This window comes from Peribacillus sp. TH16, from assembly GCF_016651095.1.
Taxonomy (GTDB): Bacteria; Bacillota; Bacilli; order Bacillales; family DSM-1321; genus Peribacillus; species Peribacillus butanolivorans.
This window is the reverse complement of sequence record NZ_JAEKEM010000002.1, coordinates 2,212,868-2,234,874: the sequence shown is the minus strand read 5'-3', so window position 1 is coordinate 2,234,874 and position 22,007 is coordinate 2,212,868. Positions and strand designations below refer to the sequence as shown.

At 39.2% G+C, this 22,007-nt stretch carries 21 protein-coding genes and 1 riboswitch; of the genes, 15 read left to right on the top strand and 6 right to left on the bottom strand.

Going from position 1 to position 22,007, the window contains the following annotated elements; all coding sequences use genetic code 11:
- The first annotated feature begins 735 nt into the window (after positions 1 to 735).
- The 5 genes from qoxA (at position 736) to JFV29_RS10710 (ending at position 5,778) form a co-directional block, all read left to right on the top strand.
- The gene (gene qoxA / locus JFV29_RS10730) at positions 736 to 1,665 is read left to right on the top strand and encodes a cytochrome aa3 quinol oxidase subunit II (protein ID WP_201183130.1); all 930 of its coding nucleotides are present in this window, start codon (positions 736 to 738) and stop codon (positions 1,663 to 1,665) included.
- Positions 1,666 to 1,738: 73 nt separating this feature from the next.
- Positions 1,739 to 3,685 (top strand): cytochrome aa3 quinol oxidase subunit I, encoded by a 1,947-nt coding sequence (gene qoxB / locus JFV29_RS10725; protein WP_201183129.1) that lies wholly within the window; start codon positions 1,739 to 1,741, stop codon positions 3,683 to 3,685.
- Positions 3,685 to 4,281, top strand: coding sequence for a cytochrome aa3 quinol oxidase subunit III (gene qoxC / locus JFV29_RS10720; RefSeq protein WP_053344300.1), 597 nt, complete (start codon positions 3,685 to 3,687; stop codon positions 4,279 to 4,281). The genes qoxB and qoxC overlap by 1 nt, the downstream gene beginning before the upstream one ends.
- A 1-nt stretch (position 4,282) precedes the next feature.
- The gene (gene qoxD, locus JFV29_RS10715) at positions 4,283 to 4,567 is read left to right on the top strand and encodes a cytochrome aa3 quinol oxidase subunit IV (RefSeq protein ID WP_053344301.1); all 285 of its coding nucleotides are present in this window, start codon (positions 4,283 to 4,285) and stop codon (positions 4,565 to 4,567) included.
- Between the two features lie 761 nt (positions 4,568 to 5,328).
- Positions 5,329 to 5,778, top strand: a complete 450-nt coding sequence (locus tag JFV29_RS10710; protein ID WP_201183128.1) for a YfmQ family protein — start codon at positions 5,329 to 5,331, stop codon at positions 5,776 to 5,778.
- Between the two features lie 448 nt (positions 5,779 to 6,226).
- Here JFV29_RS10710 and JFV29_RS10705 read toward each other — a convergent pair whose 3' ends face one another.
- Positions 6,227 to 6,361, bottom strand: a complete 135-nt coding sequence (locus tag JFV29_RS10705; RefSeq protein WP_098176965.1) for a BA3454 family stress response protein — start codon at positions 6,359 to 6,361, stop codon at positions 6,227 to 6,229.
- Positions 6,362 to 6,675: 314 nt separating this feature from the next.
- Entirely contained in the window at positions 6,676 to 7,533 is an 858-nt protein-coding gene (locus JFV29_RS10700) for a DMT family transporter (RefSeq protein WP_242486813.1), read from the bottom strand.
- A gap of 130 nt (positions 7,534 to 7,663) precedes the next feature.
- Positions 7,664 to 7,709: riboswitch (PreQ1 riboswitch) on the top strand.
- A 105-nt stretch (positions 7,710 to 7,814) separates the two neighbouring features.
- Here JFV29_RS10700 and queF point away from each other — a divergent pair.
- A complete protein-coding gene (gene queF / locus JFV29_RS10695) occupies positions 7,815 to 8,315 on the top strand; it encodes a preQ(1) synthase (protein WP_053344304.1) in 501 nt (166 codons plus the stop codon).
- A gap of 526 nt (positions 8,316 to 8,841) precedes the next feature.
- Complete coding sequence (locus tag JFV29_RS10690; RefSeq protein ID WP_053344305.1) at positions 8,842 to 10,188, top strand: aspartate kinase; 1,347 nt, start codon at positions 8,842 to 8,844, stop codon at positions 10,186 to 10,188.
- Positions 10,189 to 10,286: 98 nt separating this feature from the next.
- Here JFV29_RS10690 and JFV29_RS10685 read toward each other — a convergent pair whose 3' ends face one another.
- Together JFV29_RS10685 and JFV29_RS10680 are read right to left on the bottom strand one after the other, a co-directional pair.
- A complete protein-coding gene (locus JFV29_RS10685) occupies positions 10,287 to 11,453 on the bottom strand; it encodes an ABC transporter permease (protein ID WP_201183127.1) in 1,167 nt (388 codons plus the stop codon).
- Entirely contained in the window at positions 11,443 to 12,195 is a 753-nt protein-coding gene (locus JFV29_RS10680) for an ATP-binding cassette domain-containing protein (protein WP_201183126.1), read from the bottom strand. The genes JFV29_RS10685 and JFV29_RS10680 overlap by 11 nt, the downstream gene beginning before the upstream one ends.
- A gap of 161 nt (positions 12,196 to 12,356) precedes the next feature.
- Between JFV29_RS10680 and JFV29_RS10675 the strand changes: the two genes are divergently transcribed.
- Genes JFV29_RS10675 through fosB form a run of 3 tightly spaced genes read left to right on the top strand, consistent with a single transcriptional unit; the run spans position 12,357 to position 14,519 of the window.
- A complete protein-coding gene (locus JFV29_RS10675; RefSeq protein WP_201183125.1) occupies positions 12,357 to 13,055 on the top strand; it encodes a LytR/AlgR family response regulator transcription factor in 699 nt (232 codons plus the stop codon).
- A gap of 12 nt (positions 13,056 to 13,067) precedes the next feature.
- Positions 13,068 to 14,045, top strand: a complete 978-nt coding sequence (locus JFV29_RS10670; RefSeq protein WP_201183124.1) for a sensor histidine kinase — start codon at positions 13,068 to 13,070, stop codon at positions 14,043 to 14,045.
- Between the two features lie 51 nt (positions 14,046 to 14,096).
- On the top strand, positions 14,097 to 14,519 hold the full coding sequence (gene fosB, locus JFV29_RS10665) for a metallothiol transferase FosB (protein ID WP_201183522.1): 423 nt from the start codon (positions 14,097 to 14,099) through the stop codon (positions 14,517 to 14,519).
- A 70-nt stretch (positions 14,520 to 14,589) separates the two neighbouring features.
- Here the strand turns inward: fosB and JFV29_RS10660 are convergent, their stop codons facing one another.
- A complete protein-coding gene (locus JFV29_RS10660; RefSeq protein ID WP_053344308.1) occupies positions 14,590 to 15,150 on the bottom strand; it encodes a nitroreductase family protein in 561 nt (186 codons plus the stop codon).
- Between the two features lie 454 nt (positions 15,151 to 15,604).
- On the opposite strand from JFV29_RS10660, the gene JFV29_RS10655 reads away from it, so the two are divergent.
- Both JFV29_RS10655 and JFV29_RS10650 read left to right on the top strand, forming a co-directional pair.
- A complete protein-coding gene (locus JFV29_RS10655; RefSeq protein ID WP_201183123.1) occupies positions 15,605 to 17,353 on the top strand; it encodes an ABC transporter ATP-binding protein in 1,749 nt (582 codons plus the stop codon).
- Positions 17,328 to 19,118, top strand: a complete 1,791-nt coding sequence (locus JFV29_RS10650) for an ABC transporter ATP-binding protein (RefSeq protein ID WP_201183122.1) — start codon at positions 17,328 to 17,330, stop codon at positions 19,116 to 19,118. The genes JFV29_RS10655 and JFV29_RS10650 overlap by 26 nt, the downstream gene beginning before the upstream one ends.
- 62 nt (positions 19,119 to 19,180) lie before the next feature.
- Here the strand turns inward: JFV29_RS10650 and JFV29_RS10645 are convergent, their stop codons facing one another.
- Positions 19,181 to 19,411: a hypothetical protein gene (locus tag JFV29_RS10645; RefSeq protein ID WP_201183121.1), complete on the bottom strand. Its 231-nt coding sequence runs from the start codon at positions 19,409 to 19,411 to the stop codon at positions 19,181 to 19,183.
- A 19-nt stretch (positions 19,412 to 19,430) separates the two neighbouring features.
- Here JFV29_RS10645 and JFV29_RS10640 point away from each other — a divergent pair, with 19 nt between their 5' ends.
- The 3 genes from JFV29_RS10640 (at position 19,431) to JFV29_RS10630 (ending at position 22,005) form a co-directional block, all read left to right on the top strand.
- Positions 19,431 to 19,577 (top strand): hypothetical protein, encoded by a 147-nt coding sequence (locus tag JFV29_RS10640; RefSeq protein WP_201183120.1) that lies wholly within the window; start codon positions 19,431 to 19,433, stop codon positions 19,575 to 19,577.
- 159 nt (positions 19,578 to 19,736) lie between these two features.
- The gene (locus JFV29_RS10635; RefSeq protein WP_201183118.1) at positions 19,737 to 21,788 is read left to right on the top strand and encodes a carbon starvation CstA family protein; all 2,052 of its coding nucleotides are present in this window, start codon (positions 19,737 to 19,739) and stop codon (positions 21,786 to 21,788) included.
- Positions 21,789 to 21,801: 13 nt separating this feature from the next.
- Entirely contained in the window at positions 21,802 to 22,005 is a 204-nt protein-coding gene (locus tag JFV29_RS10630) for a YbdD/YjiX family protein (RefSeq protein ID WP_201183116.1), read from the top strand.
- Positions 22,006 to 22,007 lie beyond the last annotated feature (2 nt).

Here is a 22,007-nt window from a genome sequence, read left to right as displayed (position 1 = left end):
TTATTGTTCTTAAATAAGATTAACCCGATTATAGAGTACAAGCCCCCATTTTCCTTTCCCCTATTTTAACCAAGCCTATTAGAATGGCTAAATGTGCCACAGCAAATGTCCTAGAAAGGCATTCAAGTAGGCATCATAAAGGATCAAAATGTTCATTTCACACTCTTTGTTTCCTTATATATATTTAAGGGCAAGTGTTGTACGACAAGGGTAATGAAGCAGGGAACACAACATCATATACAATGCCGTTACCGAGTCCATGGTCGAGTGAGAAAAATTCGTTTTTAATCCTGGATACCATCAACATCCAATAACGATTCCATTGATAGCTATCTTCTTAACAGGAGAGGTAATAAAATTCTAAATATTCGGTAATTTAAATCAGGTCTTGAGTAATGTACGAGGAAGAATATAATGTGAAAATTCATTATATTAAAGTAACATTATATGGAAAATAAACCGGGGATACTTGCAAATCCTCACTAATAAGCGAATTCTCCGTAAGTAAGATATTAAACATTTATTATATTTCATTTCATAAAGATTTTCGAACATTTCAGTTCAGTTACCATCTTCTTACTGCTCTTTCATGAACTTTATGTGACAGATGTCACTTTGTATTGTCTTTTTATACACTTGGGATTAATATTGGTATGTCGGGGTTTGTGAACATGGTAACACTTTGTCCGAATAATTACCAATAGGAATTTTATTATGTAAGAAAGGGGTAGTACTATGAAAATAAAATGGGCTTTATTAACTATACTTTTTACTATTGCCACTGTGCTAACCGGTTGCGATAACCCATTAATGGTCTTGGACCCTAAAGGGCCAGTAGCTGCAACACAAGCAGATGTTATTATGATTTCGATATGGACAATGGCCTTTGTCGTTCTTGTCGTTATTGTACTGTATATCTTCATGATAATGAAATATCGTGCTTCCAAACAGCGTGATGATTATGAACCACCTCATATTGAAGGAAGTAAGGTTCTTGAAATAATTTGGGTTGCGATCCCAATTTTAATCGTCGCTTTCCTATCAGTTGTTACTGTTAAAACAACAAATGAAGTTGAGGCAACACCTAAAGGATACCAAGAGCAAGAACCGTTAGTTATTTATGCTTCATCTTCTAACTGGAAGTGGCATTTTAGTTATCCGGAAGAAGATATCGAAACAGTTAACTATCTGTTTTTACCGACTAACCGACCAATTGAATTTAAACTTTATTCATTCGGACCAATCTCTAGTTTCTGGATTCCACAACTTGGAGGACAAAAATACGCGATGTCGGACATGGTTAACACGTTGCACTTAGCAGCTGATGTACCAGGAGAGTATATGGGTCGAAATTCAAACTTCAGTGGTTCAGGTTTTGCTCAGCAAACGTTCAACGTTAATGTACTGTCTGCAAAAGAATACGATAAGTGGGTAGATGAAATTAAAGCTACTGCTAAACCGCTTACTGAGGAAAAATTCAATAAATTATTAGAACCTGGTCATGTGGGACAATCCACTTACACTGGAACTCACTTAGAGTTTTCTCCAGCTCCTGAAGGGGAACATGCTGGTCATGACCACGGATCTTCTGATACTGAAGAAAATGATTCCAAAGATTCACACGAGGAACATTCAGAACACAGCAACATGAATCATGATCACTAAGAATTAATTTCGTTCGATAAAACAACTAGGTTTACAAGATAAGGAATATTTTCCTGAAAGGAGTCACAAAAGTATGGATTACTTTGATCGATTTGCCGTACCTCATCCAAGTCCTGCAATTTATGCATCCATGGTTGCCATTGGCTTAACCATGATTGCGGTTGTTGCCGGAATTACCTATTTTAAAAAATGGGGTTACTTATGGCGTGAGTGGTTAACAACGGTTGACCATAAACGTATTGGTATCATGTACATCTTGTCAGCACTACTTATGCTTTTCCGTGGTGGCGCCGATGCTATCATGATGCGTGCTCAAACGGCTGTGCCTGATAACGGTTTGTTGGATGGACAGCATTATAATGAAATATTTACAACACACGGGGTCGTCATGATCCTGTTCATGGCTATGCCATTTATCATTGGGTTAATGAACATTGTTACACCATTACAAATTGGAGCGCGTGACGTAGCATTCCCACGTCTAAACGCAGTAAGCTTCTGGTTATTCTTCATGGGGGCAATGCTATTTAACATCTCTTTCGTAGTCGGTGGTTCTCCTGATGCAGGTTGGACATCTTACTTCCCGCTGGCAAGTAACGATTTCAGTGAATCAGTAGGTTCGAACTATTACGCGATTGCAATTCAAATAGCTGGTATCGGTACATTACTGACTGGTATCAACTTTATCGTAACCATCTTGAAAATGAGAGCACCTGGTATGAACTTAATGAAAATGCCAATGTTCACATGGTCTATCTTGATCACAAACTTCATTATCGTTTTCGCTTTCCCTGTATTGACAGTGGCACTTGCGTTGATGACAATGGATCGTCTATTCGGAACTCAATTCTTTACGATGGCCAATGGCGGTAGCGATATGCTTTGGGCAAACTTGTTCTGGGTTTGGGGACATCCTGAAGTTTATATAGTTATTCTTCCGGCATTCGGTATTTACAGTGAAATCATTTCAACTTTTGCACGTCGTAACCTGTACGGATATAATTCGATGGTTATCTCTATGGTAGCTATTTCTACTCTATCTTTCGTTGTATGGGCTCACCATTTCTATACAATGGGTCACGGTGCAATGGTTAATGGTATCTTCTCGATTACCACGATGGCAATTGCCGTTCCGACCGGTGTTAAGATTTTCAACTGGTTGTTCACGCTTTGGAAAGGTAAAATCGTTTTTACTGTTCCAATGTTATACTCTCTAGCTTTCATTCCGATTTTCACGCTCGGTGGGGTAACAGGGGTTATGCTTGCCATGGCAAGTGCTGACTACCAATACCATAATACAATGTTCTTAGTAGCTCACTTCCACTACGTTTTAATCCCTGGTACTGTATTTGCCGTACTTGCTGGTTTCACGTACTGGTGGCCAAAAATGTTTGGTTTCATGTTGAGCGAAAAAATTGGGAAATGGTCGTTCTGGTTCATTACAATCAGCTTTAATGTAACATTCTTCCCGATGTTCATCACTGGTTTGGATGGGCAAGCACGTCGTATGTATACGTACTCTGAATCAACAGGCTATGGTCCATTGAATATGCTCTCTTTCGTTGGAGCGATTGGCTTAGCAATAGGGTTCGCGCTTATTGTGTACAACATCTATTGGAGTACTCGTTATGCATCAAGAAATATTTCAAACGATCCATGGGATGCACGTTCTCTAGAGTGGGCTACTCATACACCAATACCAGAATATAACTTTGCAATTGTGCCTACAGTTGATTCTACAGAAGCATTCTGGGATTCTAAGAAAAAGGGCTTTAAATTATTTGGCGGTAAAGTAGAAAAGATTCATATGCCAAATAACAGTGGCGTGCCGTTTATCATGAGCTGTATCTTCTTCGTTTGGGGCTTTGCAATGGTATTCAGCATGTGGATCATTGCAATCATTGCAACACTTGGTATCTTTGCTTGTATGGCTCACCGTTCATTCGAAAAAGATCACGGACGTTATATCTCCGTTGAAGAGATTGAAGAAACTGAAAATAAATTGCGAGGTGCTAAGTAATGAAAATAGATAACTCGCTGCCACTAGAATATAGCACGGAAGAAAATCGCTTAAAGATTTTTGGGTTCTGGATTTTCCTAGGAGCAGAAATAGCTCTTTTCGCTACACTGTTCGCCACTTATTTTGTATTAGTTAACGGTACTGGAAATGGTCCAACAGGGGAACACCTTTTTAAAGTACCAACCCTAATGCTTCAAACAATTTTTCTTTTAACTAGTAGTTTTACCATTGGACTTGGAATCAATGCAATGAGACTTGGTAGTAAGAAAGCGATGCTTAGTTTCTTCGTTATTACTCTAATTCTTGGTTTAGGCTTTTTGGGAGTCGAAATCTATGAATTCGTGGAGTATGTACATGAAGGAGCAACGATTCAAACAAGTGCTTTCTTATCTAGTTTGTTTACGTTACTAGGTACGCATGGAGCTCACGTTACACTTGGTTTATTCTGGGGAACATTCATCATTCTGCAGGTTAAAAAACGCGGTCTGATTCCAGAAACAGCAAACAAAGCTTTCATCTTTTCTCTTTACTGGCATTTCTTAGACGTTGTCTGGATTTTCATCTTCAGTTTCGTCTACCTGAAAGGAATGATGTAATATGAAACAATTATTCCCACGGGGCCAAGTTATGGGATTTGCCTTTTCACTAATCCTGACTTTGGTTGCACTATCAGTTATAGTGTTTGATCTCTCACTTAAAATGGCAATGATCATCCTACTTGTTACAGCCTTCATGCAAGCAGCACTTCAATTGGTAATGTTCATGCATGCAGGAGAGTCTGAGGATAAAGCATCGATTTACACAAACGTTTATTACGGATTGTTTGTTGCATTGGTTACAATTTTCGGTACAATGCTAACAATGATTTGGGGATATCAATAATCCATTCCTACAAAACTGGGCGTCTTGATGACGCCCAGTTTTTTTGTATTTAATTATAGTAAGTTTTGGAATTTATATATCATTCTATTCACTTCATCATAGAAATTTGTATTGTTATGAAGGATGAAGATGAACCAATTAAGTTTAGTATAACCATTTCAGAATGTTTTATTTACAGGGAATGGTAGAAAATATGGGTAAGAAGATAGGAGCTAGATTCGTTATACACAAGAATTCCTTGAAAATTCGAGGAATCTTCAAAAAAAAACATCTTTTTTCATAATAATTTAAATAATAAATGTTGAGTTTTTACCCTGATCATTGCTCATTATTTCTAGGACGAGATAGCGGCCCCTTTATTGGGTCTTTTACTGTTTGATCGGATTATCGACGGGCTTACCTTAGATTCATTTGGAGGAGAGGGTAATGGTAATGCCTTTAATAATTCTTCCGGGTTTTGAAGAGAATAATAATCATCCTTTTATATAAAAAAGAAAGCAACAAGCCGTTAAAATAATTTAGTGGCTTCTATAATTTCCTTAATTTCTACTATACTGTGTACGTTTTAGACTGGTTAAGCATTAATCTACGTCTTCGTATCTTTAGTGCCCTTCTTCAAGAACCCGTTTGTTTAAGTACAACGTTTCACAATAAGTGAAACGTTAATAGAACGGTCACATCTTCAAAGAAATACTGTCCGCCCCCTTTGATATAATAAGGGATATAATAATTAATTTAGAACTTAGCGGAGATGATGAAATATGACATTGCCTGTTTTGATTTTAACAATTCTCATAAGCTTGGTTAAGCTATTAGTTACCTGTCTTCCAACCGATGCAGTGAATTGGATTATAAGCAAATTTAAACTGCATTCAGAACTTAGTGACGCGAATTGCATCGTAACCTTTGACGGAAAACGCTTGGAAGGTGAAGATAAAATTCAAGTTATTAATTATTTTAATGAAGCTAAATTTTTGAAAAAAAATCATATATTTCCAGGGAACGAGCAATTGTTTTTACATCCAGAAAACAGTGGGACCCCATTAGTCATTGATACTAAAAGAGGCAAAAAGGATGTTAGGTTACTTGTGTACATTTACAACGACCACGTGGATGTAGTCAAACAGTACAAGAAGAAGTTAGTTGCGTATAGTTTGCTTTCCGATAGCCTGCAAGAACGTTCTATGCCAGTAATAAGGGATTTTGTTTAAAAGGAACATAAAAAAAGACGGTCTTTAAAAAGACTGTCTTTTTTTCTAAAATTATTTATTGTGTAATCCATTTTTTTATTCGATGGTAAAAGTTATAGTTAATAAAGCCCTGTTCATTTAGGGACCTTTCTTTCCTTCTTTATTGAAAATACTAAAAATTACTAGTTATTCAGATTGAGTGTAAAAGCGTTCACAAACTGACGTCTTTATATTAGTATCATATGGAAAAAATAATTAAAAGTGGGGGGATTGAAATCGAGGGGTTCTTCGAATAGAAAAAATTCAAAAAAATGCATTAGGATAATAAAACAATAGAAGTACATAAATAAAACAGTATTGAAAAGGGTTAATTTGTTTATTAGTATAAGTGCATGTAAAAAGTAATTTAGGTAAATTACATCTGAAAAGGTAATAAAAAAAGCAGGTTTCTAAAACGAAGCCTGCTTTTTTATGCTTTCCATTGTTTTTCCACTTGATGAAGGGCTTGTTGTAAAATTTCTTCTTGATTAGTACCTGGTTTAGTAAGGACGTTAGTTTGATAAGATTTTCCTTGGAAATCAACTGTTACTGTAACTTTTACCATTATGCATCTTTCCTTTCTTAATTCAGTATTAAATGGGAGTATTGTACGTACTTCTTTTATTCCCAAAGATGAATATTTTTCAAACATTTCGAAAGCAATGAATGTGAAGATTTAATATTCATAATTATCTGATATTTAAAAAGAAATGTCAACACTTTTTGGGGCCAGACCCCATTTCCCGAGATTTTGTATGTGCATAAAGATTGTTGTATCAGTGTTAAAGGTTTGTTGTGTAGGGGTCAGACCCTATTTCCCAAATAAAAACAACCTGGCTAGTTTGCATAACAGGCAGGTTGTTTTAGAAAATTTATTATTCAAATTTTGGTTAAGATAATTCCGATTAAGGCTGCAAATACGCCGGCAATTTGATAGGATTTTAGTTTTTCTTTGAATAAATAACATCCAGCAAATACGACCACTAAACAATTTAGGCTGACGACAGGGAAAATGATGCTTGCGATGCCGCTATTCAACGCAAAGAAATAACATCCATAGGCTATGATGCTTAAAAAACCTACTAAGGAACCAATTTTAACTTCTTGTAGCTTGATTTTTTCATTCTTAAAGGCCAAAGCCGAAAGAAGATAAAGAGTTCCGCCCCCATACATTGATACTAGAATATCAAGGGAGTTTAAATGAAGACGTGTTGATGTCGTCATTAAGATGCCGAGCACACCAAAAGATAAAATGGAAAATAAAGTGTGCATAATCCAAGGTAAATATTGATGATTACCTTTAGCATTAGGTGTATACTGAATGACTAAGGTAGCGAGAAGCATGCAGGCTATTCCACTCCACTGCAAGGAAGAAATATGTTCGTGAAAAATTAATGCTGCACAGAGAATGGGGAATATTGCATTCGCTGCAATTAGTGGAGATGTCAAACTTGCCGGACCTTTTTCAAAGGCGCTTGCCATCTGGATATTTCCATTAGTGTTCAGTACACCAATTGCTGCACCTAGCATGATAGAAAGCAAGTTCAGGTTCAAACCATCCACAAGTACTCCATAAATTATGGACAAAATAAAAGCTACAAAATAAAAGAAAAATTGGATATGTACCTTTGAGTAACCCTTTCCGCTACTCCATTTAAAAATGCTGTTATTGATTCCGAAACACAAACTGGTGATGAGTGCTGCAAAGATCCACATTACTTTAATCTCTTCCTTCATGTAGGATAAACTTCTTCTACATTTTAAGCTGAATACATGTAGGAATCAAACTAAATTAAAAAAGTATGATTGACAGATTAGATATTTTTTTCTATATTTACTATGACAATTTTAAAATATTTCCCGAAAAACGGGAGAGGTTCATAGCATCACCCTCTTAAAAAAACTATGGCTTTGATATTTTTCGCGAATCAACCATATCTTTGAGGAGATATGGTTTTTGTTATATAGAGGCCCACTTTATGAATCTCCCTGTGAAACGTGGAAGAGGAGGACTTTTTATGTCTGGAAGAAAAGAAGAAGAATTAAAAAAAGATATCACATTACTTGGGAATCAAGGCACAAAATATACATTCGACTATGCGCCTGAAATTTTGGAGTCGTTCGATAACAAGCATCCGAACCGGGATTACTTTGTCAAGTTCAATTGTCCGGAGTTTACTAGCCTATGTCCAATTACTGGCCAGCCGGACTTTGCAACCATTTACATTAGCTATATTCCTAGTGTGAAGATGGTCGAAAGCAAGTCTTTGAAGCTTTATTTGTTCAGCTTCCGCAACCATGGTGATTTCCACGAAGATTGCATGAACATCATCATGAACGATTTAATCGAGTTGATGGATCCGAAATATATTGAAGTCTGGGGCAAGTTCACACCTAGGGGCGGAATTTCTATTGATCCATACACAAACTACGGGAAACCAGGGACGAAGTTTGAGGAAATGGCGAATTTCCGCTTGATGAATCACGACTTGTATCCGGAAACTGTAGATAATCGCTAAACATTAGAGGAGCCTCTTATGCGGTTGGAGCCCCTCCGGTCATTTTTCAAAAATGACTGTTACGAAGCCTATTGTCTGGCAGACGCAATGTACCTATCACCGAATGCAGAAGAAGAGGATCTTCATTCTGTAATCAAAGCTCATTAAGAATGGTGCTCTTAGGCAGTTATCGCCAGTTACTAGGTTAGGGAAAAGTACAGAAAAACACAGCTACACAGGATGAATCCTATCGAGGGATTCACTGATTCTAAGATATTTAATTTAACCCGTCAAAACAGAATCTAGGTATTTTGTTTTGACGTTTTTTTTTGTAAATGAACCGTATAAAATGTGAAAAGTGCTACAAAGAAGAGTGATTATTATACGTTTTTCTGCATCCTCATTCAATAATTTTATCGACTTTGTCTTTATTGAAAACACAAATGTCCTTGTGAAACGGAATTAACTCTTGATTGTTTTGTCAAAACACGTAATAATAGGGAGAGTTGATTTTGACAGAATATTTTTAAAAATAGGGGATGTCGGGATGAAAGTTGCGAAGTTTGGCGGGAGTTCACTTGCGTCAGGTGAACAGTTAAAAAAAGTATTCGAAATTGTGGTTTCTGATCCAGAGAGGAAGATTGTTGTTGTTTCGGCTCCAGGGAAACGCAATTCCGATGATATAAAGGTGACGGATTTATTGATTGAAGTTGCCGAACAGCAACTGCGCGGTGAGAATGGCCAGCTCTTGATAGAAGATGTGGTCACTCGGTATGCGAGTATTGCTGAAGAATTAGATATTTCAGAGGATGTCATTAAAGAGATTCGTGAAGATTTGCACACGTTGTTACGTGCAGATCAAAATAATCCGAAGCGTTATATGGATGCTTTAAAGGCAAGCGGTGAAGATAATAATGCGAAGCTGGTTGCGGCTTATTTTCAAAGCCGTGGGGTAGAGGCGCAGTATATGGATCCGAAGAAAGCTGGCTTGATTGTAAAGGATGAAGATGGATACACTAAAGTGCTGCCCGAATCATATGAGCGGTTATATGCTCTACGTGATGAGCCGGGAATTGTAGTATTCCCAGGGTTCTTCGGTTACACGTTAGATGGCGATGTTTTAACGTTCTCAAGGAGTGGTTCGGATATTACGGGTTCGATTCTTGCCAATGGGGTTAAGGCCGAATTGTATGAGAATTTTACAGATGTGGATGCCGTTTTCGCTGTGAATCCAAACGTGGTTTCCAATCCAAAGGGGATCCGAGAGTTAACGTATCGCGAAATGCGTGAGCTTTCTTATGCTGGTTTCTCGGTGTTCCATGACGAGGCTTTAATTCCTGCATTTCGTGCCGGAATTCCTGTTCATATCCAAAACACGAATAACCCAGCGGCTCAGGGGACGCGTATTGTGAGCACACGCGATAATACGAATGGCCCGGTTATTGGGATTGCGAGTGACAAAGGGTTTTGCAGTATTTACATTAGTAAATACTTGATGAACCGTGAAGTCGGATTTGGACGCAAACTGCTTCATATCCTTGAAGATTACGGGGTTTCATATGAGCATATTCCATCCGGTATTGATGATGTGACGCTTATACTAAGGCAGGATCAAATGACAGAGGAAGCTGAGAAGAAGATCGTTTCGCGCATTAAGCAGGAGCTTCATGCTGATGAAGTGATTGTGGAACATAACCTTGCGTTAATTATGGTTGTCGGGGAAGGCATGCGTCATAATGTGGGTACAACGGCAAGAGCATCAAAAGCGCTGGCTGAAGCTAAGGTCAACATCGAAATGATCAACCAAGGCTCTTCTGAGGTGAGCATGATGTTCGGTGTAAAAGGTCATAGTGAAGAGACGGCAATTCAGGCTTTATATCACGAGTTTTTTTGAGAATGAGATTTTAGAAACCTCCTTGAAAAGGAGGTTTTTTACTGTAAATCAAAAATCTCGCCAGGTAAAAGACGCGCTGAGAGTTCAGCGCGTCTACTTTAATTCAATACCCATTTATCCTTCAAAAATAAAATCCTAGATACAGCAAAGAATAAAGCAATTGAGACAATGAGGCTACTGGCTGTAAGGAAGATGTTTTGATAATCAATCACGCCATAAATCAATTCTTTAAAGAGAGCAAAAATATTGAAAATTGGAATCAAGAAGTGTTTGGTTGTTAATTCATGTAAGCCTGTTCCGCCTAAGAATAGTGCAGGCATAATGACGAGCATTGTTATCGGTGATATATAGTTTTGGGATTCCTTGACGGTCTTGGATATAATGCTAGCTGACATTTGCAAAGCCCCCATGAACATTGAAAATAATACCGTAATCAATAGGGCAGTAGGGAGGATCATCCATAGGTCGTTACCGAAATCAAATCCTTTTCTAAGTTCTTCCGTTAGAAAAATGAGCTCCAAGGTGACTACTAGAATAGAGACAATTCCTGCAAGCGCCCCGATGGATGAAATTGTAAGCCATTTGGCTACAAGGATTTTCCCACGGCTGACGGGAGTCATTAGCAGGGCTTCCATCGTTTTGCGGTCTTTTTCTCCTGCAAATAAGTCAGAGGCAAGCGGGTAGGCCCCAGTGCTGATGGCCATCGTGATAATCATCGGTAAAAAGATTGAAAGAATGCTCAGTGACGCCCCGTTATCGGTATCAAGGCCCACTTCCTTGATGTTGACTTGCAGCGGACTAATCAGACTAGAGTCAGTATTGATGTTTTGCAGCCGTTCTTGAATGATTTGCTTTTCAAAAAGTGTTAAAGCTGACTCGACCTGTGAAAGGGCGAAAGAACTATCTTGGCTATACGTGTCACCGGAGAGGCTGAACGTGACTTGTTCGCCCTTTTTAATTTGTTCCATGAAACCGTCGCTTACTTGCAGGGCTGCAGCGGCTTTGCCTTCTTCTATGGCTTTGGTCGGGTTATCGAATGATTTGACTTCGATTTGTGGAAAATCACTAAGCAAGGCTTTGCCGTCTTTGCTGAATGACGGATCGACTGCCAGGGTATAGGTTTCATTCTCATCTGTGGTCATCAAACTTTCGTAAAATAGTGTTAACCCAGTCAATAAGAGAATAGGTAGGAATACACTCAAAATCAATGTGCGACGATCTCTTAAAGCTTCCTTCATTTCTTTCACATACATATTAAGAAACATGAGATTGGTTCCCCCTTACAAGTTTGGACATGAAAATATAATTCAGGTCACGACTATTTTCTTCTATATAAAGAGACTCAAGCTTTCCTTTATAAATCAGTTCCCCTTTATGCATCATTGCTACGGAGTCACAGAGTAAAGTAACCTCTTCCATGATATGGCTTGAGAAGATAATCGTTTTACCCTGCTGTTTCAGTTGAAGAACAAGCTGGCGAAATACATTAGATGAAGTGATATCAAGTCCTGTCGTCGGCTCATCGAAAAGTATGATGTCAGGATCATGAATTAGCGTACGTGATATGGCGACCTTTTGACGCATACCTTTGGAGAATCCTCCAACTTTTCGGTCGAGATAATCTTTCATCCCGAACATGACAGCGAGCTCTTCAATCCGTACTTTTGTTTCGTGCTTGCTTAATCCGTAAAGTGTGGCGAAGTAAGCGAGGTTTTCACGTGTGGTTAAGCGGTCATATAAACCGGTTTCACCACCGAACAAGACGCCGATTCTTTTCTTAATTTCATTCGGGTTATCCAAAGTATCAAATCCGGCAACTTTGATATATCCATCTGTTGGAGTCAAAAGTGTGGCAATAGAACGCAGCAAGGTTGTCTTTCCTGCCCCGTTTTCTCCAAGCAATCCGACAATCTGGCCTCTTCTCACATCAAGGGAAACATGTTTAAGAGCGGTTATAAATATTTTTTTATCTTGGAACGTTTTTGTGATTTCATGAATTTCGATCATTTCGGTACCTCCTACAATCTCTTTGGTTGTTTTAATCATACAAATAAACTAAATGAGAAACTGTAGTTTTGTCGCGAAAATGCCGTTTATTGTCGCGAAAAGGTCATTTTTCCAAATCTAAATGGTAAAATAAAGATAATTTTAGATGAGGAGAGTTGAAAATGAAGGTAGGACTTGTGGATGACCGGAGAATTGATTTGGACAAGCTGAATGGTATTGTGATCCAGATACCGGGTATCGAGCTTGTCTTTTCTACTGATTCCGCGGAATATGCTTATGAGCAGATTAAGCAGGAAACGATTGACTTACTTATAGCGGATATCGAAATGCCCAATTTGTCAGGATATGAATTGGCAGACATCATTCATTCTCATGCACTGAATATTGCTGTCATTTTTGTGACTGGTACCAGTGGGTATGCTGTCCATGCGTTTGAGCTAAATGTACATGACTATATCATGAAGCCTTACTCGAAGGATAGGCTCGTCAAATCAATCGATCGTTTTCTGGAAAAATCAAAAACAGCTGAAGTGGCGGGAAGGCTTTTTTTAAAACTGAAAAATGATATTCATATTTTACAAAAAAAGGATATCGTTTTCATCGAACGCTCTGGACGTTCGACCACAATACATACGAAAAACGGTCCGATTAAAACCTATCAGACTTTGAATGAACTGGAAGGTGAGTTGCGGGAAAGAGATTTTATCCGATCTCATCGTTCATTCATCATTAACATTCATTTTGTGAAAAATTTTTCTTTGTATGCAAAAAATTCTTACCTCGTGAACTTCGAGGGGATCGAGGAGCAGGCGATGATCACGAAGGAAAGAGTGGACTTTTTGCAAGCTCAATACTTTTAAGGTGTGAAGACTATGAATGCATTACCGATAATTGTGGCTCTATTAGGGGCATGGAATGTTTATGGATTAACAGAATTACTTTCTTTGCCTTTCCCGCTATACATATCAGCGATATTCATCTGCTTTCTTGCTTTTTTCCTTTACCGAAAGTATTCTCACCTCTATAAGCAAATTTCACTGGGAAACTATGTGACTGCTATTCTATCAGGCACGCAGCTGATTGTTGCGATACTTTATGCATGGATAGAACCTTCAATCGCGTATCTGGGTCTTTTCCTTTTGTTCATAGGGATAGAAATGATTAGGGTCAATATGGGGAGAAGTTTCCTCCGGCTTAAAAATCAGCAGAAGCAAATGGAAGAAGAACGGATGCAGGTTAATGAAACCTTCCGGGTGGTACGCAGTCAGCGTCATGATTTTCTGAAGCACGTGTCTGCACTTCAGTTTATGATCGAACGTGACGAGGTGGCAACCGCAAAAGAGTACATAAATGAATTAGTAGATGTGTTTGAAGAAACGAATCTATCAATTAAAGGTGAAAAAGGGGTCGTTGCCGGGATTCTTCATCAAATGTACCGGAGGGCAAAGGAAAATCAAGTACAAATTGTGTATCATCTCGATGTCCCGCTTTCGTCTTTACCTATAAAGGATCAGGAACTAGTCTCATTGATTGGGAACGTGCTTACTAATGCGATTGAAGCAGCTGAATCATGGCAGGAGGAAAAAGGGGAGATAGCACAAATCACGCTTCATTTTTATAAACGGAGCGGTATGTACCTTTTATCATGTAGCAACAGCAGTCTGCCCATACCTAATCCCATTCTGGATGCACTGTTTGAAAAATACGGTCAAACCACGAAATTGGGGCCGCATGAAGGGATGGGAACGAAAACCATCGCTGATATCGTGAAAAAACATCAAGGCTATTTGGATTTCACCTATAAAAGTGAAGAATTCTCCCTGAAAATTAAAGTTCCCGCGATTATGTAATAGTTTTTTTGTGGCAAATGATTATTTTCTACAGGAAGGGAGAGGAAGTTTATCAATATTAAAGGGTTGAATCACTTTTTATTTTCAGTTTCTGATTTAGATAAATCTACTGAATTTTACGAAGCTGTATTTGGAGCGAAGTTGCTAGTTAAGGGAAATTCCACGGCCTACCTCGATTTGAATGGTATGTGGATCGCTCTTAATTTAGAAAAGGATATATCAAGAAATGAAATAAAAGATTCATATACACATGTGGCGTTTTCAATTGATGAAAAAGACTTTGATGAAATCTATGAGAAGCTGGAAAGCTTACAGGTGAATATCCTTACAGGCAGGGAGAGAAATGAGAGAGATAAAAGGTCTATTTATTTTACTGATTTAGATGGGCATAAGTTCGAATTCCATACGGGAACACTACAGGAAAGGCTGGATTATTATAAACAGGAAAAGTCTCATATGAAGTTTTATTTATAAAACGTAATCGACATCTATAATAAAGAAAAGGAAAGCCTCCAAATTGAAGATTGGAGGCTTTCCTTTTTAGTTAGTTCATAACTGTTAGTAGTTGTTCAATCGATTTCCGTGGACGTGGGGTGGGAATCATATCGGGGTAGCCAACGTGCAGACTACCGACGATTTTTTCACCAGGATTTACGCCTAAAGCTTCACGGAACTCTGTGCTGTGAATCATGCCGTATGTTTCCCAAATCATTCCGATTCCTTGTTCCCAGGCAAGCAGGCTGAAGTTCTGAATCAGGGCACTTGTAGCTGCATAATCTTCTTCGCGAGTCATCGGATTTGGGTTTTCGTCCATTACAACCGCGACAAACATTGGAACATCTTTTAGTTTATTATATCCGCGCTGTCCAGCTTCTTTTTTCTTTTCTGGATCCTTTTCCTTGCCTGCCATAAAAGCACGGGTTGCTTCAGCCAGTTTTAAACGGCTATCCCCCTGCACGACGATGAAGCGCCACGGCTGGGTCATTTTGTGATTAGGTGCCCATGTCGATGTTTCCAATAAGGATTGAATGGTATCAAGGGGAACAGGAATGTCCTTAAATCGTTTAATACTGCGCCGTTCTTTAATGATTTGTTCAAGTTTCATGCTCATCCTGCTCCTTTTATCTATATATGTACGTTTATTAGTTTTCAAAAAAAATAATCCCCGGCTGCCTAATATGCTTTCAACGTGAATAAAATGACTTGAATAAAGAGGGGGCAATATTCTAGTGACTTGCATTCGCTACTAAGCATATAATTTTTACTAGGCACAGAGAAGCCGGGGCGACATTGTATCTATGTACAATATCAAAAGGGTACGATAATAGATTATCGTATTTACTTATCAAATTTCAGAGATCGATAATGAAATTGAAAATCATTATCAATTAGAATTTTCTCTTATTTCCTGTTATTTGTCAAGAGTATTTCTAAAAAAAATTTCAAGTTATTTACCAATCCTATTAATTATTTCAAAATCTTTTATAAATTCTGTATAAAAATGTATAATGAAAAGATAAAAATGCTTTCTACATATGAAGAATTGAAGGGTGTCATAGATGAAAAAACTGTTCTCATTTCTAAAGCCATACCGACTCTTAATTACTCTCGCTTTATTTTTAATGATTGTTGAGCTCGGTGTTGAACTGTTACAACCGCTATTTATTGCAAAAATAATTGATGATGGTATTTTACAGAAAGATCTATCAGTAGTGATTAAGTGGGGAAGCATTATGGTGGGACTTTCTATTTTTTCATTTCTTGGAGGAATCGTTAATTCGTTTACAGCATCTCATGTGAGTCAGAGTTTTGGCCATGATGTCAGGAAAAGCCTTTTTGGAAAAATTCAGGCGTTTTCTTTTGCTAATTTGAATAACATTCCGACCTCATCTTTGATTACAAGGATGACGAATGACGTGACTCAGCTTCAAAATACGGTTTTCATGGGTCTGCGTATCATGGCAAGAGCTCCATTAATTGTACTTGGTGGCGCGATCATGGCGATTACGGTCAATTTGAAACTGTCTCTTGTGTTAGTCATTTCGATTCCCATTCTTGTGTTCTTTTTAGGGTGGGTTATGAAACGAGCGGCTAAACTATTTAAACTCGTCCAGAAAAAGCTCGATAATGTTAATAGCGTCATGCGGGAAAATCTGATAGGCATGCGCTTAATTAAAGCTTTTCTTCGTAAGGAGCATGAAATCAAACGATTTGACGAGGCGAATGACGAGTTGAAAAGAAAGACTGTAACTTCCCTTCGTTTAATTGAAACAACGATGCCGGTGCTGATGCTGGTTATGAATTTGGCCATCCTGGTCATTCTTTGGCTTGGAAGCGAATTTATTGCAACTGGAGATATACAGGTCGGGGAAGTGGTGGCGATTGTTAACTATGCAACGAGGATTGCAGCATCACTTTCAGTTTTTTCGTGGCTGATCATGGTCATTTCACGAGCAAAGGCTTCAGCTGAACGCGTGACTGAAATATTTGAAACCCCCATAGATCTAGATGAAGGTAAGATGGAAAGTCAGAGTGGGGCCGTTAAAGCAGGAAGCATCGAGTTTCAGGATGTATCATTCCGTTATCCTGGAAGTGGTACACCGGTATTGAAAAATTTGAGTTTCACTGTTGAAGCGGGAGAATCGCTTGCTATTATCGGAGCGACAGGCTCAGGGAAAACCTCCTTATTTCAGCTAATTCCAAGATTGTACGAAGTTGAAAGCGGATCCATTTTTATAGACAGCCAAGATGTGAAAAATATTCCCTTGGATTCCCTTAGAAAAAGGATTGGCTATGTACCGCAAGAAGCCTTGCTTTTTTCAGGATCCATAAAGAATAACATTGCTTGGGGGAAAGAAAACGCCACGATGGAAGAGCTTATGACAGCAGCCGAGCATGCTCAGGTTCACGAGACCGTGATGAAACTGCCAAAACAATATGAAACGCAGTTAGGGCAAAAAGGAGTGAATCTGTCAGGTGGGCAAAAACAGCGGTTATCGATTGCAAGGGCATTGGTGCGTAGACCGAAGATTCTTCTGCTGGATGACAGTACAAGTGCCCTGGATTTAAAAACAGAAAGTAAACTGCTTAATGCTTTAAAGTCCTATACATGCACGACACTTATCATTACACAAAAAATTAGTACAGCCATGGAGGCAGATAAAATTTTATTGCTTGAAAATGGTGAAATGCTTGCGGAAGGAAAACATGAAGAGTTGATTAAAACAAGTACTCTTTATCGAAAAATCGTTCACTCACAGTTTGGGGAGGAGGGGATTTCACTTGAGTCGAAAAATATCTCCCGCTAATGCAAAGTCAAAACCATCCAACTCATGGAATACGATAAAACGAATAATCCCCTATTTAGCAACGAATAAAGGTCTGCTATTCTATGTCCTGCTTATGGTACTAATAAGCTCGGTATTGGGATTACTCGGACCCTTTCTTGTTGGGATGGCCATAGACGATTATATTGTCACCAAGGATAGCGGAGGGCTAATAAACCTGTTGTTCGGGCTTCTTGCGGTCTATATTTTCTATTCACTTTCGATGTGGTTGCAGAATTATTGGATGATCGGGATTGCGCAGGATACGGTGTATGTGATGCGCAATCAATTGTTTAAAAAGCTTCATCAGTTGTCGATCCCCTTTTTTGACCGCCGTCAGCATGGGGAATTGATGAGTCGGGTAACGAATGATATTGAAAATGTCAGTTCTACTTTGAATAGTTCTGTGATTCAGGTTTTTTCAAGTATACTGACATTGGTAGGAACAATCGGAGTGATGCTGTATTTGAGCCCATTGCTAACGCTTCTTACTCTCTTTATCGTTCCGCTTATGTTCTTCGGGTTGAGATGGATCACAAACCGGACAGGAAAGCTTTTTAAAGAACAGCAGAAAAATCTTGGGGAACTGAACGGGTTTATCGAGGAGACAATTTCCGGACAGCGGATCGTGAAGGCTTTTTCACAGGAAGATAAAGTTATCAGCGATTTTATTACCCGGAGTGAAAACTTAAAGAAAGCTGGGTTTTTATCGCAATCTTATTCAGGGCTGATTCCAAAGCTAATGAATTTACTGAACAACTTAAGCTTTACGGTAATTGCTGCTGTCGGTGGATTTTTGGCACTGAGTGGCGTTGGTACGGTTTCCATCGGGGTCATTGTCATTTTCACCGAGTACTCAAGGCAATTCACCCGGCCATTAAATGACCTGGCTAACCAATTTAATACGCTGCTTTCGGCTGTTGCTGGTGCTGAGCGTGTATTTGCCATTCTTGATGAAAAAGAAGAGGAAATGGATGAGAAACAGGCCGGTAAACTTCGGAATGTCTGTGGTGAGGTGGACTTTGAAGGAGTTTCCTTTTCATATGATGAAGAGGATCAAACAATACATGATGTCAGCTTTCATGCTGAAAAAGGAGAAACCATCGCCCTTGTGGGGCCAACGGGGGCAGGTAAAACGACAATCATTAATCTGCTTGCCCGTTTTTATGAACCAAACAGTGGTCGGATCTTGATCGACGGCCAGGATATCCGGCAGGTAACGAGAGCCAGCCTCCGTAAGCATATGGGATTTGTTTTACAGGATTCTTTTTTATTTCAGGGGACCATTCTTGAAAATATCCGCTACGGACGATTAGAGGCGGGGGATGAAGAAGTTGTGGATGCAGCCAAGCTTGCAAATGCCCATTCCTTTATCATGAAGCTTCCAGATCAATATGATACCATTTTGAATCAGGATGGTAGTGGAATCAGTCAGGGGCAGCGCCAGCTTCTATCGATTGCAAGAGCGATTTTAGCAGATCCCGTTCTATTAATCTTAGATGAAGCGACAAGCAGTATAGATACGATTACCGAACTGAAAATCCAGGAAGCGTTACACCGATTGATGGAGGGAAGAACGAGTTTTGTCATTGCTCATCGATTGAATACGATTCAGCAAAGTGATCAAATTCTGGTACTTGATGAAGGAAGAATCATTGAAAAAGGTTCTCATAATGAGCTTTTGCAGCAGCGAGGATTTTATTCCGAACTATATCGAAGCTCATTAAAGGAAAATCAGACCGGATGAAAAAAATGTGTGCCGCTGGGCGCACATTTTTGCGTTGGTACTGTAAAGTCAAAACCCTATCCCTAGGAATTGCATTCGATTTCATTTAATGATGCAATTGCTTCGTCTAAAAAAGCAAGGAGCTCTGCCTTTACCGGGTACAAGCCTGCGGAAGAAGAGTCAGTCTCCGATTTACGCACATCCCAGAATTTCTCCTCTAGTTCTTTGTTTCCCTCGAAAATCAACTCAGACAAATGTAAGTCTTCAGCAATCAGCCTTCCTTCCTCTGAATCAGCAGGAATGCCTTTGTTCATAGTTAATTCAATGTGTTTGATGAGGTTAATCCATTGCTTCGTTTGGATACATGGATTAGTTAACGGAATAGCTGTGGTATTGGCGGCCCGTGAAAGTGCCTACAAATCAGGAAGAAAGACGGTATATTCCATAAAAGTGGTTATAAATCCATTACAAATTGACTAATTAACTATTGCTAAGTAACCATTTAATGACATATAATTCTGAATATATACAAAATTCTTTAAATTCGTTTGATTAAGGGGGAAGTATGTAAGCATATTGCCATATGAAATGAAGACTTTTTATAGTAATTAATAATTTTAATAGATAGGAGATGAAAAAATGAAAGCGCTTAAGTCAGTCATTCTTTGGGGGATTATATCGGCGGTTGGTGCAGTAAGTTTTGGGTTCGTTGCTTTAAACCGAGGAGAAAGTATTAATGCTATGTGGATAGTCACTGCAGCTCTCTGTGTATATTCGGTTGCGTATCGCTTTTATAGTAAATTTATCGCACAGAAAGTGTTTGAGCTAGATGACAATCGTCAGACTCCATCAGAAGCAAATAATGATGGAAAAGACTACGTCCCTACAAATAAATGGGTGTTGTTTGGTCACCATTTTGCAGCAATTGCTGGAGCTGGTCCGCTTGTAGGACCGATCCTTGCTGCACAGATGGGATATTTGCCGGGAACACTTTGGCTTGTAGTTGGAGTTGTTTTAGCCGGAGCGGTACAAGATTTTATTATACTCTTCGGTTCGATGCGCCGTAACGGCAAATCGCTTGGTGAGATGATTAAAGAGGAAATTGGACCTATTACAGGTTTGATTGCAATGGTGGGGATTCTTGGTATCATGATTATATTATTAGCGGTACTTGCCCTTGTAGTCGTAAAAGCCTTGATTGGCAGTCCTTGGGGGATGTTTACGATCGCTTCAACCATCCCGATTGCAGTCCTTATGGGCGTCTACATGAGATATATCCGGCCTGGTCGGGTTGGTGAAGGTTCAATTATTGGTATTATCTTATTGATGCTTGCTTTATATTTCGGTCGATTTGTATCCGAAAGCGCGACATTGGCGCCAATGTTTACGTTCAGTGGTGAAACAATCGCTATCATGTTGATCGTATACGGATTTGTTGCTTCTGTTCTGCCAGTATGGATGCTATTGGCACCACGTGATTATTTAAGTACATTCTTGAAAATCGGAACGATCATCGGGCTTGCGCTTGGTATCTTTATCGTCATGCCAAGCCTTGAAATGCCTGCTGTCACTCAGTTTATTGATGGAACAGGACCTGTTTTCTCAGGGAATCTATTCCCGTTCTTGTTCATCACGATTGCTTGTGGAGCAGTGTCGGGATTCCACGCCCTTGTTTCTTCCGGTACAACACCTAAAATGATTGAACGTGAATCTCATTCGCGTCCAATAGGATACGGAGCTATGCTGACTGAATCCTTTGTTGCCATCATGGCGATGATAGCAGCCTGTGTACTGACACCAGGGATTTACTTTGCGATTAATAGCCCAGGTGCGGTTGTTGGAACGGAGCCAGCTCAGGTAGCAGCGACGATTTCCGATTGGGGATTCATTTTGACACCAGAGATGATTACTGGTCTGGCAGATGATGTCGGAGAAGAAACGATCTTATCCCGTACTGGAGGAGCACCGACCTTTGCAATTGGAATGGCTCATATCTTCTCGCAGGTGGTTGGTGGAGCTTCACTGATGGCGTTCTGGTATCATTTCGCGATCCTGTTTGAGGCATTGTTCATCTTAACGACCATTGATGCTGGAACAAGGGTAGGGCGTTTTATGATTCAAGATATTCTCGGAACCTTTTATAAGCCATTTGCACAGACGAGTAAATGGCTGCCAAACATCATTGCGACGGCCATTTGTGTTCTTGGTTGGGGTTATTTCCTTTATCAAGGAGTTATTGATCCTCTTGGTGGAATAAATACACTTTGGCCGTTGTTTGGTATTGCAAATCAGATGCTTGCAGCCATTGCATTGCTGCTTGGTACAACTGTCCTTTTCAAAATGGGCAAAAAAGCATACACATGGGTTACGCTTGTACCGACTGTATTCTTATTGATTGTAACCATGACGGCAGGTTGGCAAAAGCTATTCCATGAAAACCCGGCGATTGGCTTTTTGGCGCATAAGGACAAATTTAAAGCCGCCTATGATAAAGGGGAGGTTCTTGCCCCGGCAGCTAACTTAGCCGAAATGAAACGAGTTATCATCAATGATTATGTGGATGCAGCCCTTTGTGCCATCTTCATGATTGTTGTCATCACTGTCCTGATTTCAGCCATAAGATTATGGATCAAGGTCTTGAAAAATCAAAAAATAGATTTACATGAATCACCTTATGTATCAAGGTCATAAGGGAGGGAAGACAATGTTGAAAAGATTAACAAAGATTCTTAGCTTCAGAAAGCAGTTTGTAAGTTTGCTTGTCGGCGTACCTAGTTATGAAACTTATGTAGACCATATGAAGGTCCACCATCCCAAAGATCCAGTAAAAACTAGGAAAGAATTTTTCTGTGAAGCGCAGGATGAACGGTATAATGCTAAAGGTGGTAAATTGTCTCGTTGTTGTTAACT